The sequence below is a fragment of the Mesorhizobium sp. B2-1-3A genome, assembly GCF_006442655.1.
In the GTDB taxonomy this organism is placed as follows: Bacteria; Pseudomonadota; Alphaproteobacteria; order Rhizobiales; family Rhizobiaceae; genus Mesorhizobium.
Genome location: NZ_VFWK01000010.1, coordinates 132,690 through 148,993, shown reverse-complemented (window position 1 = coordinate 148,993; position 16,304 = coordinate 132,690). Strand labels below are relative to the sequence as shown.

Genomic DNA, 16,304 nt, shown 5'->3' with positions numbered 1-16,304 from the left:
GCCGAGTCGGGGCGGGGGGGGGGGGGCAGCGCCATCACCCCACCCCGGCGCGCTCGCAAGCGAGCGCACCGACCCTCCCCATCGAGGGGAGGGTAAACGCGCTCAGTGCCTGAAATGCCTGACCCCGGTGAACACCATGGCGATGCCATGTTCATCGGCCGCGGCGATGACGTCGTCATCGCGCATCGAGCCACCGGGCTGGATCACCGCCGTAGCGCCGGCTTCGATCGCCGAGAGCAGGCCGTCGGCGAAGGGGAAGAACGCGTCGGAGGCGACCACCGAGCCCTTGGTCAGCGGTTCGGCCATGCCTGCCGCCTCGGCCGCGTCGAGCGCCTTGCGGGCGGCGATGCGGGAGGAATCGACCCGGCTCATCTGGCCGGCGCCAATGCCGACGGTGGCGCCGTCCCTGGCATAGACGATGGCGTTCGACTTGACGTGCTTGGCGACGCGGAAGGCGAATTTGAGATCGGCCATCTCAGCCGGCGTCGGTGCCCGCTTCGTCACCACTTTCAGCTCGAGGTCGTCGACCACGGCATTGTCCCGGCGCTGAACGAGCAGGCCGCCGGAGACAGACTTGACCGTCGTGCCGGGCGAGCGCGGGTCGGGCAGGCCGCCGGTGACCAGCAGGCGCAGGTTCTTCTTCGCCGCGACGATTGCCGCCGCTTCTTCGGTGGCGTCGGGCGCGATGATCACTTCGGTGAAGGTTTTCACGATTTCCTCCGCCGCCTCGGCGTCGAGGGTGCGGTTCACGGCGACGATGCCGCCGAAGGCAGAGACCGGATCGCAGGCAAGCGCCTTGGCATAGGCTGCCTTCAGCGAGGCGCCCTCGGCGACGCCGCAGGGGTTGGCGTGCTTGATGATGGCGACAGCGGCGGAGCGGGCAGGGTCGAACTCGCCGGTGAGTTCGAAGGCGGCGTCGGTGTCGTTGATGTTGTTGTAGGACAGCTGCTTGCCCTGCAGCTGTCGTGCCGTGGCGACGCCCGGACGCTTGTCGCCATTGACATAGAAGCCGGCGCCCTGGTGCGGGTTTTCGCCGTAGCGCATCACCTCGGCCAGCCTGCCGCCGAAGGCGCGCCAGGTCGGATGCTCGATCTCCAGCGCCTCGGCGAACCAGCCGGAAATCGCCGCGTCATAGCTGGCGGTGCGGGCAAAGGCCTTGGCCGCCAGCTTCTTGCGAAAATCCAGCGACAGCGAGCCGATGTTCATCTCCAGCGCGTTCAGCACCGAAGCGTAATCGCCGGGATCGGTGACGATGGCAACATAGGCGTGGTTCTTGGCCGAGGCGCGGATCATCGCCGGGCCGCCAATGTCGATGTTCTCGACGATCGCCGCATAGTCGGCGCCGGAGCGGCGGACTTCCTCGAACGGATAGAGATTGGAGACGACGAGGTCGATCGGCTCGATGCCATATTTGCGCATCGCCATGGCATGCTCCGGGTCGTCGCGCACGCCAAGCAGGGCGCCATGCACCGACGGATGCAAGGTCTTGACGCGGCCGTCCATGATCTCGGGAAAACCGGTGAGCTCGGAGACGTCGCGCACCGCCATGCCGGCTTCCGCGATCGCCTTGGCCGTGCCGCCGGTCGAGACCAGCTCGACACCGGCCGCGGCCAAGGCCCTGGCGAAGTCGATGAGGCCGGTCTTGTCGAAAACCGAGAGCAAGGCACGGCGCACGGGGACGAGATCCGGGGCGGGAATGTTCTTGGCGGCGACGGCCATGGGCTGGCGGCCTTTCACGGCTGGAGGGGCAAGCCCGCGCCGTAGCACATGACATCAGGAAATCAAGCGGCAAGCCAGCGCTGCACACTTTTCGGCGTCATGCTCCAGCGGTGGCCGGCAAGATCAATTGTTTTCCGGATAGCCGGCGATGCTGGTGCGCGTCAGCTGCCAGTGGACTTCGGACACCTCGGAGGCCTTGAAGGCAAGCACGATCTGCCGGCTGCGGCGAGGGCCGCCAAGACCGGCGAAATAGATCGATTCCTCGACCTCCGGCACCACTTCGCCTGACGTGAATACCCAGCTGTCGGCCTGGTCGGCGGTCAGCACCAGGCGGTCGTGCTCGTCCTGCAGCAGGTTGATGTCGGGATGGACGTGGAAGCGCACGGTGATGAAGTCGCGGCCATTGTTGCGGATCGAGGCATTGCCGGGCCGCTGGAACCGGTCCCTGCCGGCCAGCACATTGCCGTCCGTCGACAGCTTCAGCTCGCGCTCATGCAGGAAGCCGAACCGCTGGATATAGCCGTCATGGCGAGCGATGAAGCCCTGGACGCCCTTCTGGTCGATGCGCTTGCACTGCACATGCTGCGGGCCGCCGATCAGCGGCGAACCGAGCAGGTCGTTGACCCGCAGCGAATGGCTGAAGCGAGCCGACGAGGTGTCGTTGATGGTGGCGGTCGAGTGCGCGGCGGTGGCGCGCGCCAGCGGCCGGAATTCGGCGGCGCCATAGGTGTCGATGCCGGCATTGACGATATAATGCTGGCGGCCGGACGACAGTTCGAAGGCGAGGCAGCCTGCATGCGCGGCGTTGGAGACGTCGACCGGCGGCGGCAGGCCGGTGTCGGCAATGACCGTGACGCCGCCCATCGACAGCCGCTCATAGCCCGAATGCGGCGCGTGCAGCAGGGGTGCGCCGGCGGTGTCGTCATGGCGCAGGATGGTGGCGATGCGGTCATGGATGGTGGCGCCCATGCCGTTGAAGCGCGCGAGGCTGCCATCCTGGTGGCGGAAGAAGCGCAGCGCCGGCAGCATGCGGTCGATGGCGCCGATCAGCGCCTGCGGCGGGGTCTCGGCCTGGTTGGCGTAGGTCTGGCGCAGCGGCAAAAGGTCGGCGAGGATTTCCAGCACCGCCATCGGATTGCGCGAGATATGGCCGCCATCGGCGAGGATCTGGCGGTTGAGCTCCTCGGCGAGGTTGCGGGTTGCGCCGCGTAGCGCCGAAGCCGGCGCCGGCAGCGAAAGAGCGGCGAAGGCTAGCGCGATGCGGGCACGAAGCCGGTCCTTGCCGTCGGGCATTTCGCGCGCCATCGACCTGAGATAGCGGATCTGGACGGCCAGCGATTTCAGGAAAGCGCGGTAGAAGGGAAATTCGGCTCCCTGCAGCACGACGGAGGAATGCTGCAGCCAGGCGATGATGCGCTTGGCCGTCGTGCCAGGCTCCCAGGCGACACCGGCAATGTTGTTGCCATGCATGGCGATCCAGTCGGACACCAGGGCACGCGCATTGGCGGCGGCAAGCTCTGTACCGGCGGCGCGCATGTGGCGCAGCCAGCGAAACCCATGCAGAGTCTTCTGCCAGCCGCGGTTGGGCACGTTGATCTGGAAAGGCGATTTGCCGCCGGTTTCGACCAGATGCCCCGACAAGGGGTAACGGCCGTAATAGATCTCAAGCGCGATCTGCGGGTCGGCGAGGCGCAGGTCCGGTGGCGCGATCAGGACGCGTTCGGGCGTGCGGCCGGAATAGCGCCAGCGATAAATCGGCCCGGCACGCAGGCGCCGGCGCGTTTTGCGCCAGAACTCCTTCGCGACCAGCGTCCACAGACGCGTCGTGTTGCCGGCAGCAAGTGCCAAAAGCCCTCCTGGTCGTCCTCTACCCCGGCACCAAGTTACATGATTGAACGACTCGTGCGAAGGCGAATTCCTGGGATCGGGTCCGTTTCACCGGGTTTTGTCCCATCCCCTCCCTAAAAAAGTCAGCAAATCCGGATGCTTACATATTCAGCCGGCGCGCCGCATGCGGGCGGCGAAGAAGCCGTCCAGGCCGGAGCGCTCCGGCGCGCCGAGATCGAGATCGGCTGGCGTGGTGCGCAGCGTGCCTTGTTTCGTCAGGAACGAATCGATGCTGGCGATCTCGCCCTGATGCAGGGGATCGTCGACGACATCAGGCGATTGCTTGAGGAAAGCGCGATAAAGATCCTCGCCTTCGAGCGGGTCGAGCGAACAGTTGGAAAAGACGATCCTGCCACCGGGCTTGACCAGGGTGACGGCGCGGGTGAGCAGCCTGCGTTGCAGGTCGGCGAGCTTTTCGACATCGGCCATGGTCTTGGTCCACGGCACGTCGGGGTGGCGGCGTACCGTGCCGGTCGACGAGCAGGGCGCGTCGAGAAGCACGGCGTCGAACAGCTCCGCGGGCTCGTATTCGAGCAGGTCGGCCTGGACGATGTCGGCCGAGAGGCCGAGGCGGTCGAGATTCTGCGCCAGCCGCGCCAGCCGGTTCTTCGAGGTGTCGACGGCGGTGACCCTGGCGCCGGCCAGGATCAGCTGGGCGGTCTTGCCGCCGGGCGCCGCGCAGAGATCGGCCACACGCAATCCCCTGGCATCGCCGAATAGTTTTGCCGGCAGACTGGCCGCCGCATCCTGTACCCACCAGGCGCCTTCGGCGAAGCCCGGCAGGTCGGTGACCGCGCCGACAAGATTTTCCACGCGCACCGTGCCGGTCGGCAGCACGGTACCACCAAGCCTTTCGGCCCACAGTTCGGGATCGGCCTTCACCGAGAAATCGACCGGCGCCTCATGGCGATGCGCCACCAGGATCTGTCGGGTCTTGTCCGCGCCATAGGCGGCCTTCAGCCGGTCTGAAAACCATTTCGGCGCTTCGTCGGTGGCGGCAAGGGCGGCCGGCAGTTCGGTTTCCTTGGCTCGAGCCAGCGTGCGCAGCACGCCATTGACCAGGCCGGAAAAACGCTGCGTGCGCGGATCGGACTTGGCGTGGGTGACCGCGAGGTCGACGGCGGCGCTGTCGGGAATGTCGAGGAACAGGATCTGCGCCGCCGCCACATGCAGTATGTGCGACAAAGCGGTGGCATTGGGCGGCAGCGGCTTTTCCAGTCGCTTTGCCAGCAGCCCGGTGATGGTCATGCGATAGCGCAGCGCGGTGACCAGGATGGCGCGCACCAGGCCACGGTCACGCAGGTCGAGCGCCCTGTATTGCGGATGGCCGTTTTCGTGGTCGGTCAAGCCGTCGAGCGGCGTCCTTGCGTCGATGACGGCGGCAAGCAGCCGAGCCGCCGCCTTGCGGGCGGCGAGACCGGCGACGAATTCGCCGCCGTCCTTGTGGCCCTGATCGCCTGAGCCTGTGCGCCGAGATGTTCTGCCTGCCACGCTCACGACCACCGGCCTTTGGGCCCGGTCGGGTTGCGACCCCATGGATTGGGTTTCGGCTTGGCCGGTTCAGCCGGCGGTTCGGCAGCGGCCGGCTTGCCCCAGGGGCCGGCCGACTGCTGCTCGTCGGCCTGCGACGGAACCGGCGCCTGGCGTTGGGGGGTGCGTACCGCACCGTCGCCCATCCCGCGCGCCATCTCCTGCAACGCGGCGATGCGGTTCTCGGTGCTCGGGTGGGTGGAGAACAGATTGTCCATGCGCTCGCCATGCAGGGGATTGATGATGAAGAGATGCGCCATTGCCGGATTGCGCTCCGCATCGGGGTTGGGAATGCGTTCGGCGCCGCGGGCGATCTTGTCAAGCGCGGATGCCAGCCAGAGCGGGTGTCCACAGATTTCGGCGCCGCGCCGGTCGGCCTCGTATTCGCGTGTGCGGCTGACCGCCATCTGCACGATCATGGCGGCGAAGGGCGCCACGATCATCGCCGCCAGCACACCGACAAAGCCGAGCGGGTTGTTGTTGTCGCGATTGCCGCCGAGGAAAAACGCGAAATTGCCCAGCATCGAGATGGCGCCGGCAAAGGTGGCGACGATGGTCATGGTCAGCGTGTCGCGATGCTGGACATGGGCGAGCTCGTGCGCCATGACCGCCGCGACCTCCTCGTGGCTCAACCGCTGCAACAGGCCGGTGGAGGCGGCGACCGCCGCGTTCTGCGGGTTGCGGCCGGTGGCGAAGGCGTTCGGCTGCGGATTGTCGATCAGATAGGTTTTCGGCATCGGCAGCCCGGCCTGCTTGGCCAGCGCCTGGACGATGGCGTAATATTCCGGTGCGTTCTTCTCGTCGACCTCGACGGCATGGTTCATCGACAGCACCATCTTGTCGGCGTTCCAGTAGCTGAACAGATTGGTGCCGGCGGCGATCAGCAGCGCGATCATCATCCCGCCCGAACCGCCGATCAGGAAACCGACGCCCATGAACAGCGCCGTCATCGCGGCAAGAAGCATGGCGGTGCGGAGAGTGTTCATCGTCTGCTCCTGTCGTGGTGGTGGCAAAAAGAGGTCGATAGTCTCGGTTTCATGGCTATATGATGGGAAAGAGCTGCCGCTGTTTCAATCCGCGGGGAATATCGCATGACCGACGAAACCAGTAAAACGCCCGCCGAAACCGACGGCGACGCCTTGCCGAAGGAGCTGACGCCGGCCGCACGGCGGGCGCTGGCCGAGGCCGAGGCCCGGCGCACCGAATATCGCGAGAAGGAAGCCGCCCTGCCGAAGGAACTCGGCGGCCGTGGTGGCAAGGAACCCGGCCGCTATGGCGACTGGGAGGTCAAGGGCCTGACCAGCGATTTCTAGGGGTTCGTCTAGGCAGCGTTGCGCTGCCGCTCAAGCGCCAGCCAACCGCGCTCGTCGATAGTGATACCGACATCGTCGTAGCCAGCGATGGCTGCATGGTGCGTCGGCAACGGATGCGCGTGTGTGGCGCTGATCACCATGACCGCGGCTTGCGCGGCCTCGGCCGCCGAGATGCCGGCCGGAGCATCCTCGAAGACAAGGCAGTCGCGCGCATCGACGCCGAGCCGTTCCGCTCCCAGCTGGAAGCAGTCGGGCGCCGGCTTGCCGCGGGAAACGTCTTCCGCGGCGACGAGGACGGCGGGAACCGGAATGCCGGCGGCCTTCATGCGCGCCAGCGCCAAGGAACGTGGCGCCGAGGTTACGATCGCCCAGCTTGCGCTTGGCAACGCATTGAGAAACGCCACGGCGCCGGGGATCTGGACAATGCCATCCAGATCGTCGGCCTCGGCCTTCAGCAGCAGGTCGGCCTCATGCGCCGGATCGACGCCTGGAAGGGCAAGGTTGGTGATGGTCTCGATCGCCCGCACGCCATGGATGGTCGGCAGGAAGGCGGCGACGTCAAGACCATGGCGGCGTGCCCAATCGCTCCACACCCGCTCCGCCGAGGCGATGGAATTGACGAGGGTGCCGTCCATGTCGAAGAGGAAGGCGGCGAATTTTCTGCCAGAAAACATGATTTTCCTTGAAGTCCGGGGGGAGCCTGTCGAGGGAAGGCCCAACCGTAACGTCAAGCCACCGACATGGAAAGGCGCGAGGCGTATTTTGGGGCGGTCCAGGGAACCACCGCCACATTGCGACGTTTCAACGGCACCTGCTTTCCATGACGATCGAAGGGGACGTGCGATGCTGATCCGGCTCGGCTACGAAATCGCTATTGAATGCACCGAGGCCACTCCTGTGATTTCGCTGCTGGAGATCCACAAGGACAGACAGGCCGACATCAAGCGGCAGACGCGCGTGCTGACCTCGCCTGCTGTGCCGACCAGGCTCTATCACGACCTGCATGGCAATGGCTGCCGCCGCTTCACCGCGCCTGCCGGTACGTTTCGCATCCTCTATGACGCGGTCGTCGAGGACAGCGGCGAGACGGACGAGGTCAACACGCTGGCCAGGGAAGTGCCGGTGGCCGAGTTGCCTGACGAGGTGCTGGGTTATCTCCTCGGCAGCCGCTACTGCGAGACAGATCACCTCAGCAACCTCGCCTGGCAATTGTTCGGTCATCTTCCGTCCGGCTGGGCGCGGGTGCAGGCGATCGTCGACTATGTCCACAACCGGCTGTCGTTCGGCTATGGCTATGCGCGTTCGACCCGCACGGCGGCGCAGGCGCATGAGGAACGGGTCGGGGTCTGCCGTGACTTCGCCCATCTGGCGATCACGCTTTGCCGCTGCATGAACATTCCGGCGCGTTACGTGAACGGCTATCTCGGGGATATCGGCGTACCGATCGATCCGGCGCCGATGGATTTCTCGGCCTGGATGGAGGTGTTCCTCGACGGCAAGTGGTACACGTTCGATCCACGCCATAACCGGCCCAGAACCGGCCGCGTCGTCATCGCGCGCGGCCGCGACGCCACCGATGTGCCCTTGCTGCACAGCTTCGGCCCGCACCGGCTCGCCCTTTTCAAGGTGTGGACCTACGAACAGGAAGGCAAGCTATTCAATCCGCCTCATCACGGCATCGACAGGACAGTGAGCGCACAGATGCTGGCTTGAGGCGCATCGATATTCTGCCGGCCTGCAAACGGCCTGACCTTAAAATCTCAAGGCACCCTGGTTCTCTGCCGCAGCATTTCTGTCCCGCAATTTCGGGACAGTGATCCGCTTCGGCACAGAAGGCCTGTGCCGCAACAGGACGGCGTCGACCACTGCGTGATTGCTTCGATCCGGGCATGGTAAGCGGTTCGTAAACACACCGAAGTCGCGCGTTCCTGTTTACCGATCGTTCACCTTGGCAAAGATCGAAATCCAATGAAAACAACATGTTGAGATCGGCGCCTCCGCTCCGGTGCATAACGGGCGCCGTCCGGCTGGAATCCTGCATTGCCCTCATCGCGGCGACGAGGCCGAGGCATGCGGAGGTTGTTTGATGCGAAATTACGGGGGTCTTGTCCACGCGGTCGGCGGGTTCGCCAGACATAGGGGTGGAAATTTCACGGTCCTGTTCGGCTTTGCTGCCTCGGTCCTCGCGCTGGCCGCCGGCTTCTCGGTCAACGTCGCGCAGCTCTACAATGCCAGATCGAGCCTGCAGGGCGTGGTCGACGCCGCGGTGACGTCGACGGCGCGCGACCTGACGACCGGCGCCATCAAGGAAGCCGACGCCGACAAGGCAGTGCAAGCCTTTCTCGACGCCAACAGCACGGCCGGCATCCTGAAGGCCGACCAGGTCGTGCTGGACAGGCTCACCGTCAACCCGACGGCCAGAACCGTGCAGGCGGATGTGCATGTCGATGTCAGCCTCTATTTTCCGTTGTTCGGCATCAGTGACATGCGGCGCGTCGTCGCTTCCACCACAGCACTCTATTCGGACAAGCAGGTCGAGGTCGCCATGATGCTCGACATCACGGGATCGATGGCGAAACGAGGCAACGTCGACAAGATCGGCGATCTGAAAGCAGCGGCGAAAAACGCCGTCCAGACGATGCTCCAGAACCAGGACCCGAAGAACCCCCGCATCCGCGTCGCGATTGTGCCTTACGCATCCGGCGTGAACGTCGGCAAGCTGGCGGAAAACGTCTACGCCGAGAAGCAGGCGAGCTCTGATCTGCCGCCGGTCGCTGGCAGTTCGCTTCTCGTCGCAAAGACGGGCAAGACGACGTTGCCGGCCTTCGGCGACTACAAATCCATTGTTGGCGCGGCAATGCCAAGGACCGACAATTGCGCGACAGAGAGGAAGGACAAGAACGGCAATGCGGATTTGAGTGCCGATGGCCCGGACACGGTTCGCACCGACAAGACCGGCAAGAACTACTATGCGCTGGTCAACCGGGATGATCATCTGGGTGGCGGGAGCATGAACAGATGCCCTGACGCGGAAGTGATCCCGCTGACGGCTGATTCCGGCGCATTGCTTGATTCGATCGGTGCCTTCCGGGCCGATGGTTACACGGCCGGCGCGATCGCCATCCAGTGGACCTATTATATGCTGTCGCCGCAATGGCGGGCTGCGATCAAGAATGCCGGTCTCGGCAACGGCGCCTCGGATACCAATGCGAAGAAGATTGCCAAGGTCGCGATCCTGATGACCGATGGCCAGTTCAATACCGCCTTCGCCGGAGCCGGGGGAAGCTACAACGGCCAGGGCAACCTTGCCCGCGGTAACGCCGAAGCCCTCTGCGGCAACATGAAAAATGATGGCATCGAGATTTTCACCATCGGCTTCGATCTGAACGACAAGGACATGTCGCCAACCGAGCGGGACCAGGCAAAGGCGGTGCTGAAGGGCTGTTCGTCGAAGGACGCTTCCGCCGCGGACAGGCATTATTTCGAGGTGTCCACCGGAGTGGAATTGGACGCCGCCTTCCAGGAAATCATCCGCAACACCGAAAAGGTCGCACTGACCCAGTAATCCGCAAAAGGAAAAGGCCGCCGCTTCCTTCGAAGCCGGCGGCCTTCCGTGTTTCCGTCCATGGCGCGGCCTGTGGCGGCAACCCCTTCGGGTTACCTGCCGCGCATCTCGCGCCTTAACGGGAAGACTGCTTCCCGAAAGTGCAATCCGCTGAGGCCACGTTCTGGAAAACGAAATCACTCGACATCGGATCACCTCCTTTCGATTTGTTGAACACATGCTCATGATGGGGTGCGTTGCAGCAAATGACAAGGTGCCATGCTGAAAAAGGCGCCTGCAGGAAAATCCCGCCCAGCGCAGATCCGCGTGCTTCGGCTTGCGATCCACCTACCAAACAGACAAGATTGCGCAATCGGGTCTGGGGGGAACGAGCATGGACGCCACCGAAAGAGCCGCGCGCATCGTTCGAACGGTAATCGAGGCCCTGAAGCCGGGCTTTGCCGTCCGGCTGTGGACCGGGGAACGGATCGGTCCCGCCGGGGGACCGGTGCTTGCCATCAACGATCAGGATATTGTCTGGCAGTTGGCCCGCCGGCCAAATTTCTCGACGCTGCTGGAGATGTGGATTTCCCGGACGATCGACGTGGAGGGCGGGTCGCTGTTCGATCTCTATGCCTTGCCGTCACAAGGAAAGCTGAGGTTGAAGGCATTGCCGAAGCTGGCGATCCTGCGCGACCTGCCGGCAGTCCTGTTCTCGCGACGACAAATGACGAGACGGGCCGACCTGGCCGGCCGCAATCCCTTCGTCAGCGGTTCCAACAAGCAGGCGATCGAACATCACTACGATATTTCGAACGCCTTCTACCGGCTCTTCCTCGACGAGCGCATGGTCTACACCTGCGCCTATTTCACCGATTTCGCCAATGGGATCGACCAGGCACAGAAGGACAAGCTCGACCATATCTGCCGCAAGCTCCGGCTGAAGCCGGGCGACCGTCTGCTCGACATCGGATGCGGCTGGGGTGCGATGCTGATCCATGCAGCCAAGCACTATGGCGCCATCGGCCATGGCGTCTCGCTGTCCGAGGAACAGACCCGGCTGGCGCGCGAACGCATCCGCGCCGAAGGGCTGGAGGACAAGATCACCATCGACATCAAGTCCTACACCGAACTCGACGGCAGCTATGACAAGATCTCGTCGATCGGCATGTTCGAGGCCGTCGGTCTCGCCAACCACGCCACTTATTTCTCGACCGTCCACCGGCTGCTGAAGCCGGGCGGCATCTACCTGCACCACGCCATCACACGCCGCGGCAAGGGCGGCACGCGGAAGACGCTGCGCAAGGGCGCGGAATACAAGGCGCTGATCAAATACATCTTCCCCGGCGGCGAGGTCGACACGATCGGCATGACAACAGGCAATCTCGAGGCGCATGGTTTCCTCATCGCCGATGTCGAGAATCTGCGCGAGCACTATGCCCGCACCTGCAGGCTGTGGGCGGAGCGCCTGCATGCCCGTTTCGACGAAGCGATCGCCGAGGTCGGCGAGCCCAAGGCGCGGCTATGGCTGCTTTACCTGACCGGCTGTTCGATCACTTTCGATCGCGGCTCGGCGCAAATCTTCCAGACTGTCGTCACCAAGCGCGCGCGGGGACCGAGCGGCCTGCCGCCGACGCGAGCGGATCTGTATCGGTAGCTACAGGAACCGCATCGTGTCGCCGACCTTGATGCCGGCCGGCCGATCCACCGTGCAGTAGACACCGAGATTGTGGGCGTTGTGGCGGACGAGGTTGCGCAGGATCGCCGGATCATTGTCGAAGCCGTCCTGGGCGATGATGGTGAAGCCGCAGCGGCGGCATGGTTCGGAAATCGTCAGGAGCAGGTCGCCGATCGCGAGCTTGCGGCCGATCCATTCCGTTTCGGGAAACGAGCCGTCCATCGCCGCCATGTCGACAACGATGTTGGGGCGGAAGCGGCGCGGGTCGGCCGCCCCATCCGGATGCAGCGCCTTCAGCCGCGCAAGCGAAGCCGTGGTCAAGAGGTGGATCGGCGCCTTGGTATAGCGCGCCTGCGTCACCGGACCGGCATAGGCGGGTGGTGCATTCTCCCGGCCGAACGGCCGGATCGAGGCGGCGAAGCCGAGATAGGCCGATACGGCGCGGTCGCATTCGGCGCCTGGCGCGGCCAGCCAGTCGCCGCCAGGGACGGCGACCTCCAGGTCGCGATCATTGGCCAGCCGGGTGCGGATGCGCGGCACCTTGTGCCATTTCGCCTCGCGGTCGGGCCGGGCAATCTCGTTGTCCGAGGTATCGACGAGGCCGAACATGCGGTCGCCCGCCATGCCCGCCGGTCCGACCAGTATGGCGTCCCGGCGCTCGCCGGCGAGCGAACTGGCCGGATAGCGCCAGAGCTGGCTGACAGAGCCCAATGCCGCGTCTTCCCGCATCAGCCCTTCTTGTTCTGCCGGTTGGCGACGAGGTCGTCGACGACCGCCGGGTCGGCCAGCGTCGAGGTGTCGCCAAGCGCGGCAAAATCGTCCTCGGCGATCTTGCGCAGGATGCGGCGCATGATCTTACCGGATCGGGTCTTGGGCAGGCCCGGCGCGAACTGGATCTTGTCGGGCGAGGCTATGGCGCCGATCTCCTTGCGGACATGGGCGATAAGTTCCTTGCGCAGGTCCTCGGTCGGCTCTTCCCCTTTCATCAAGGTAACGTAGCTGTAGATGCCCTGGCCCTTGATGTCGTGCGGGTAGCCGACGACGGCGGCCTCGGAGACCTTCTCATGGCTGACCAACGCCGATTCGACTTCGGCCGTGCCCATGCGGTGGCCGGAAACGTTGATGACGTCGTCGACGCGGCCGGTGATCCAGTAGTAGCCATCGGCGTCGCGGCGGCAGCCGTCGCCGGTGAAGTACTTGCCCTTGTAGGTCGAGAAATAGGTCTGCACGAAGCGGTCGTGATCGCCATAGACGGTACGCATCTGGCCCGGCCAGGAATCGGTGATGCAGAGATTGCCGTCCGCGGCTCCTTCCAGCACCTTGCCTTCGCCGTCGACCAGCTGCGGCTTGACGCCGAAGAAGGGCCTTGTCGCCGAGCCTGGCTTGAGGTCGGTGGCACCGGGCAGCGGGGTGATCAGGATGCCGCCGGTCTCGGTCTGCCACCAGGTGTCGACGATCGGCACCTTGGCGTTGCCGACGACGTTGAAATACCATTCCCAGGCTTCCGGATTGATCGGCTCGCCGACCGAACCGAGTACGCGCAGCGATTTGCGCGAGGTCTTCTTCACCGGGTCGTTGCCGGCCCCCATCAGAGCGCGCAGCGCCGTCGGCGCGGTGTAGAAGATGTTGACCTTGTGCTTGTCGATGACTTCCCAGAAGCGCGACTGCGACGGGTAGTTGGGCACGCCTTCGAACATCAGCGTGGTGGCGCCGTTGGCGAGCGGGCCATAGACGATGTAGCTGTGGCCGGTGACCCAGCCGACATCGGCGGTGCACCAGTAGATGTCGCCATCATGGTAGTCGAAGACATACTGGTGCGTCATCGACACGTAGACGAGATAGCCGGCGGTGGTGTGGAGCACGCCCTTCGGCTTTCCAGTCGAGCCGGACGTGTAGAGGATGAACAGCGGATCCTCCGCCTTCATCTTCTCGGGCTTGCACTCGGCCTTCACCGACGCGACTTCGTCGTGGTACCAGACATCACGGCCAGGCGCCCAGCCGATCTTGCCGCCGGTGCGGCGCACGACGACAACGTTCTTCACCATCACATGGTGCCTGGCGGCAATGTCGATCGCCTTGTCGGTGTTCTCCTTCAGCGGGATCGGCTTGCCGCCGCGCAAGCCCTCGTCGGCGGTGATGACGAAGGTCGATTCGCAGTCGACGATGCGGCCGGCCAGCGCATCCGGCGAGAAGCCGCCGAAGACGATCGAATGGATGGCGCCGATGCGCGTGCAGGCCAGCATCGCATAGGCGGCTTCCGGGATCATCGGCATGTAGATGGTGACGCGGTCGCCTTTCTTGACGCCGTGCTTCTTCATCACATTGGCGAGCCGGCAGACATGTTCGTAAAGCTCGTTGTAGGTGATCTTCTTGTCGTCGTAGGGGTTGTCGCCTTCCCAGATGATGGCGGTCTGGTCGCCGCGCTTCTTCAGGTGGCGGTCGATGCAATTGTACGAGACATTGGTCAGCCCGTCCTCGAACCACTTGATCGAGACCTTGCCGTCGAAGGAGGTGTTCTTGACCTTGCTGAAGGGTTTGAACCAGTCGATGCGCTTGCCGTGCTTGCCCCAGAATTTGTCCGGGTTCTTGATGCTGTCGGCGTACCATTTCAGGTAGGTGTCATTGTCGATCAGCGCATTCTTCTTCCACGCCGGCTGGACGCGATGGACATGAACCTCGGACATTCCTGATTTTCCTCCCGAACCAATCCGCCGGCTTGAAACGCCGGCGGGATCGCGGCGACGCAGCCGCGAATTCGGCGGCATTATTACCAGTTCCGCCGCAACGGCAATATTAGACGTTGGATTCGCGCGGCGGGATGCCGCAGGGAGCCTTGTACACGCTGTCAGCACTCGAACCGGCTCGCTGCTAACTGTATGTTTTCGCGTCGAAAAGCCTGTTTCGATCAGGAAAAATCAATAGACAGTTAAGCAACGGCGCGCACAATCTGACGTTGGGAGGAAAGGAGACTCAATCTGGGGACCGCCATGCGCGACCATTCCGAAATGGACCTGATGCTCAAAGGCTATGGCCTGACCACGGCCAAGATTCTCTATCACTTTCCCGACCATCCCCATCTGCTGCAGAGTTTCATCTGGCAGGACTACGACCTGGCGCCGCAGTTTCCGGTATTGATCCGCTTCATCGAATTCTGGAGGGCAAAGCTCGACGGGCCGCTGCACTCGGTCGTCTACACGCACCAGAAACTTATCGCGCCGAATGAGTGGCGCAAGGTGGATGGGGAGTTCGTGCTGCACTGAACGCAGTAGCCAGGCATTTTATCGACCATTAGTGGTGGCGCAAACGCGCGTCGCTTCGTCATCCACGGGCGGAGCAAGGAGCGTAGCGACGCGGCGCAGACCCGAGGATCCATGCCGGGACTTCCGAGTGCCACAACAGTGCAGAATAATGCTCCGCTGCACTCTACGGCCAAGGTCACGGAATGGATCCTCGGGTCTTCGCGACGCCGCTTCGCGGCTGCTCCGCCCGTGGATGACGAAGTTGAGGGGCTTCGGCTACTCCCCAATGTCTATGGCGGTCCCAGACTGCAGGATCGCGACTTAATCACACCGCTGGTGGGTTGAGCCGGGCGAAGGCTTCCTGGCGGCGATAGGGGAAATACGGGTAGGGCGCGGTGACTTCACTTGCCGCGTCGAGTTTCTTCACCTGTTCCGGCGTCAGCGACCAGCCGACCGCTCCAAGGTTCTGGCGCAGTTGCTCCTCATTGCGGGCGCCGATGATCACCGACGACACGGTCGGTCGCTGGAGCAGCCAGTTGATGGCGATCTGCGGTACGGTCTTGCCGGTTTCCTGCGCCACCGCGTCCAGCGCATCCATGACCCTATAGAGATGCTCGTCCTCGACCGGCGGGCCGAAGCTTGCGGTGTCATGCAGCCGGCTTTTTTCAGGCAGCTTCTGGCCACGGCGGATCTTGCCGGTCAGCCGGCCCCAGCCCAGCGGGCTCCAGACCAGTGCGCCGACGCCCTGGTCGAGGCCGAGCGGCATCAGCTCCCACTCATAGTCGCGGCCGACCAGTGAGTAGTAGACCTGATGTGCGGCGTAGCGGGGATAGCCGTGCTTGTCGGCCGCCGCCAGCGACTTCATCACTTGCCAGCCGGAGAAGTTGGAGACGCCGACATAGCGCAGCTTGCCGGCGCGCACGAGTTCGTCGAGCGTCGACAGCACCTCCTCGATCGGCGTGCCGGCATCGAAGGCATGCAGCTGCAACAGGTCGATGTAATCGGTGCCGAGGCGCTTCAGCGCGGCGTCCGTGGCCTTGATCAGCCGCGAACGCGACGAGCCGTAGTCGGCCGGCCCGTCACCCATCGGCAGTGAGGTCTTGGTCGAGATCAGCACGGCGTCGCGGCGGCCCTTGATCGCTTCGCCCAGCACCTGTTCCGAGGCGCCGTTCGAATAGACGTCCGCCGTGTCGAACAGATTGACGCCGGCTTCCAGGCAGATGTCGACCAGCCGCCGCGCTTCCCTGGCGTCGCTGTTGCCCCAGGCGCCGAACAGCGGGCCGGAGCCGCCGAAGGTTCCCGCGCCGAATGAGAGTGCGGGCACTTTCAGGCCCGATGCGCCGAGACGTCGATAATCCATTTTCTGCTCCTGGTGGTTTGGAAAGAGGAAAGGC

The 16,304-nt window shown here is 64.2% G+C and carries 13 protein-coding genes; 5 read left to right on the top strand and 8 right to left on the bottom strand.

The features are described from left to right. Nucleotides 1-102: 102 nt before the first annotated feature. The 4 genes from purH to htpX form a co-directional block, all read right to left on the bottom strand. Complete coding sequence (gene purH / locus FJ977_RS33345) at nt 103-1,719, bottom strand: bifunctional phosphoribosylaminoimidazolecarboxamide formyltransferase/IMP cyclohydrolase (protein ID WP_140776709.1); 1,617 nt, start codon at nt 1,717-1,719, stop codon at nt 103-105. 123 nt (nt 1,720-1,842) lie between these two features. Continuing rightward, nucleotides 1,843-3,567, bottom strand: coding sequence for a heparinase II/III family protein (locus tag FJ977_RS33340; RefSeq protein WP_140776707.1), 1,725 nt, complete (start codon nt 3,565-3,567; stop codon nt 1,843-1,845). A gap of 147 nt (nt 3,568-3,714) precedes the next feature. Further along, nucleotides 3,715-5,103, bottom strand: a complete 1,389-nt coding sequence (locus FJ977_RS33335; RefSeq protein WP_181180147.1) for an RsmB/NOP family class I SAM-dependent RNA methyltransferase — start codon at nt 5,101-5,103, stop codon at nt 3,715-3,717. After that, on the bottom strand, nt 5,100-6,122 hold the full coding sequence (gene htpX / locus FJ977_RS33330) for a zinc metalloprotease HtpX (RefSeq protein ID WP_140776703.1): 1,023 nt from the start codon (nt 6,120-6,122) through the stop codon (nt 5,100-5,102). Before htpX ends, FJ977_RS33335 begins: the two co-directional genes overlap by 4 nt. A gap of 105 nt (nt 6,123-6,227) precedes the next feature. Between htpX and FJ977_RS33325 the strand changes: the two genes are divergently transcribed. Beyond that, the gene (locus FJ977_RS33325) at nt 6,228-6,449 is read left to right on the top strand and encodes a DUF1674 domain-containing protein (protein WP_140776701.1); all 222 of its coding nucleotides are present in this window, start codon (nt 6,228-6,230) and stop codon (nt 6,447-6,449) included. Nucleotides 6,450-6,457: 8 nt separating this feature from the next. Here the strand turns inward: FJ977_RS33325 and FJ977_RS33320 are convergent, their stop codons facing one another. Further along, nucleotides 6,458-7,123 (bottom strand): HAD-IA family hydrolase, encoded by a 666-nt coding sequence (locus tag FJ977_RS33320; protein WP_140776699.1) that lies wholly within the window; start codon nt 7,121-7,123, stop codon nt 6,458-6,460. Between the two features lie 169 nt (nt 7,124-7,292). On the opposite strand from FJ977_RS33320, the gene FJ977_RS33315 reads away from it, so the two are divergent. The 3 genes from FJ977_RS33315 to FJ977_RS33305 all read left to right on the top strand — a co-directional run bounded on the left by FJ977_RS33315 (nt 7,293) and on the right by FJ977_RS33305 (nt 11,650). Continuing rightward, complete coding sequence (locus FJ977_RS33315) at nt 7,293-8,162, top strand: transglutaminase family protein (protein ID WP_140776697.1); 870 nt, start codon at nt 7,293-7,295, stop codon at nt 8,160-8,162. A 373-nt stretch (nt 8,163-8,535) separates the two neighbouring features. After that, on the top strand, nt 8,536-10,014 hold the full coding sequence (locus FJ977_RS33310; RefSeq protein ID WP_140776695.1) for a TadE/TadG family type IV pilus assembly protein: 1,479 nt from the start codon (nt 8,536-8,538) through the stop codon (nt 10,012-10,014). Between the two features lie 373 nt (nt 10,015-10,387). Continuing rightward, a complete protein-coding gene (locus FJ977_RS33305; protein WP_140776693.1) occupies nt 10,388-11,650 on the top strand; it encodes a cyclopropane-fatty-acyl-phospholipid synthase family protein in 1,263 nt (420 codons plus the stop codon). Here FJ977_RS33305 and FJ977_RS33300 read toward each other — a convergent pair whose 3' ends face one another. Then, on the bottom strand, nt 11,651-12,400 hold the full coding sequence (locus tag FJ977_RS33300; protein ID WP_140776691.1) for an MOSC domain-containing protein: 750 nt from the start codon (nt 12,398-12,400) through the stop codon (nt 11,651-11,653). Further along, nucleotides 12,400-14,355 carry an acetate--CoA ligase gene (gene acs / locus FJ977_RS33295; RefSeq protein ID WP_140776688.1) on the bottom strand — a complete coding sequence of 652 codons (1,956 nt, stop codon included), beginning with the start codon at nt 14,353-14,355 and terminating at the stop codon, nt 12,400-12,402. The genes FJ977_RS33300 and acs overlap by 1 nt, the downstream gene beginning before the upstream one ends. Before the next feature lie 303 nt (nt 14,356-14,658). Here acs and FJ977_RS33290 point away from each other — a divergent pair, with 303 nt between their 5' ends. Next, nucleotides 14,659-14,931, top strand: a complete 273-nt coding sequence (locus tag FJ977_RS33290) for an usg protein (protein WP_056575079.1) — start codon at nt 14,659-14,661, stop codon at nt 14,929-14,931. 304 nt (nt 14,932-15,235) lie between these two features. Here the strand turns inward: FJ977_RS33290 and FJ977_RS33285 are convergent, their stop codons facing one another. Further along, nucleotides 15,236-16,270: an aldo/keto reductase gene (locus FJ977_RS33285; RefSeq protein ID WP_140776686.1), complete on the bottom strand. Its 1,035-nt coding sequence runs from the start codon at nt 16,268-16,270 to the stop codon at nt 15,236-15,238. Nucleotides 16,271-16,304: the final 34 nt, after the last annotated feature.

Excerpts from the sequence above, each read along its gene's own strand:
- purH (WP_140776709.1), bottom strand. The coding sequence starts at position 1,719 with ATGGCCGTCGCCGCCAAGAACATTCCCGCCCCGGATCTCGTCCCCGTG.
- htpX (WP_140776703.1), bottom strand. The coding sequence starts at position 6,122 with ATGAACACTCTCCGCACCGCCATGCTTCTTGCCGCGATGACGGCGCTG.
- FJ977_RS33325 (WP_140776701.1), top strand. The coding sequence starts at position 6,228 with ATGACCGACGAAACCAGTAAAACGCCCGCCGAAACCGACGGCGACGCC.
- FJ977_RS33320 (WP_140776699.1), bottom strand. The coding sequence starts at position 7,123 with ATGTTTTCTGGCAGAAAATTCGCCGCCTTCCTCTTCGACATGGACGGC.
- FJ977_RS33315 (WP_140776697.1), top strand. The coding sequence starts at position 7,293 with ATGCTGATCCGGCTCGGCTACGAAATCGCTATTGAATGCACCGAGGCC.
- FJ977_RS33310 (WP_140776695.1), top strand. The coding sequence starts at position 8,536 with ATGCGAAATTACGGGGGTCTTGTCCACGCGGTCGGCGGGTTCGCCAGA.
- FJ977_RS33305 (WP_140776693.1), top strand. The coding sequence starts at position 10,388 with ATGGACGCCACCGAAAGAGCCGCGCGCATCGTTCGAACGGTAATCGAG.
- FJ977_RS33300 (WP_140776691.1), bottom strand. The coding sequence starts at position 12,400 with ATGCGGGAAGACGCGGCATTGGGCTCTGTCAGCCAGCTCTGGCGCTAT.
- acs (WP_140776688.1), bottom strand. The coding sequence starts at position 14,355 with ATGTCCGAGGTTCATGTCCATCGCGTCCAGCCGGCGTGGAAGAAGAAT.
- FJ977_RS33290 (WP_056575079.1), top strand. The coding sequence starts at position 14,659 with ATGCGCGACCATTCCGAAATGGACCTGATGCTCAAAGGCTATGGCCTG.
- FJ977_RS33285 (WP_140776686.1), bottom strand. The coding sequence starts at position 16,270 with ATGGATTATCGACGTCTCGGCGCATCGGGCCTGAAAGTGCCCGCACTC.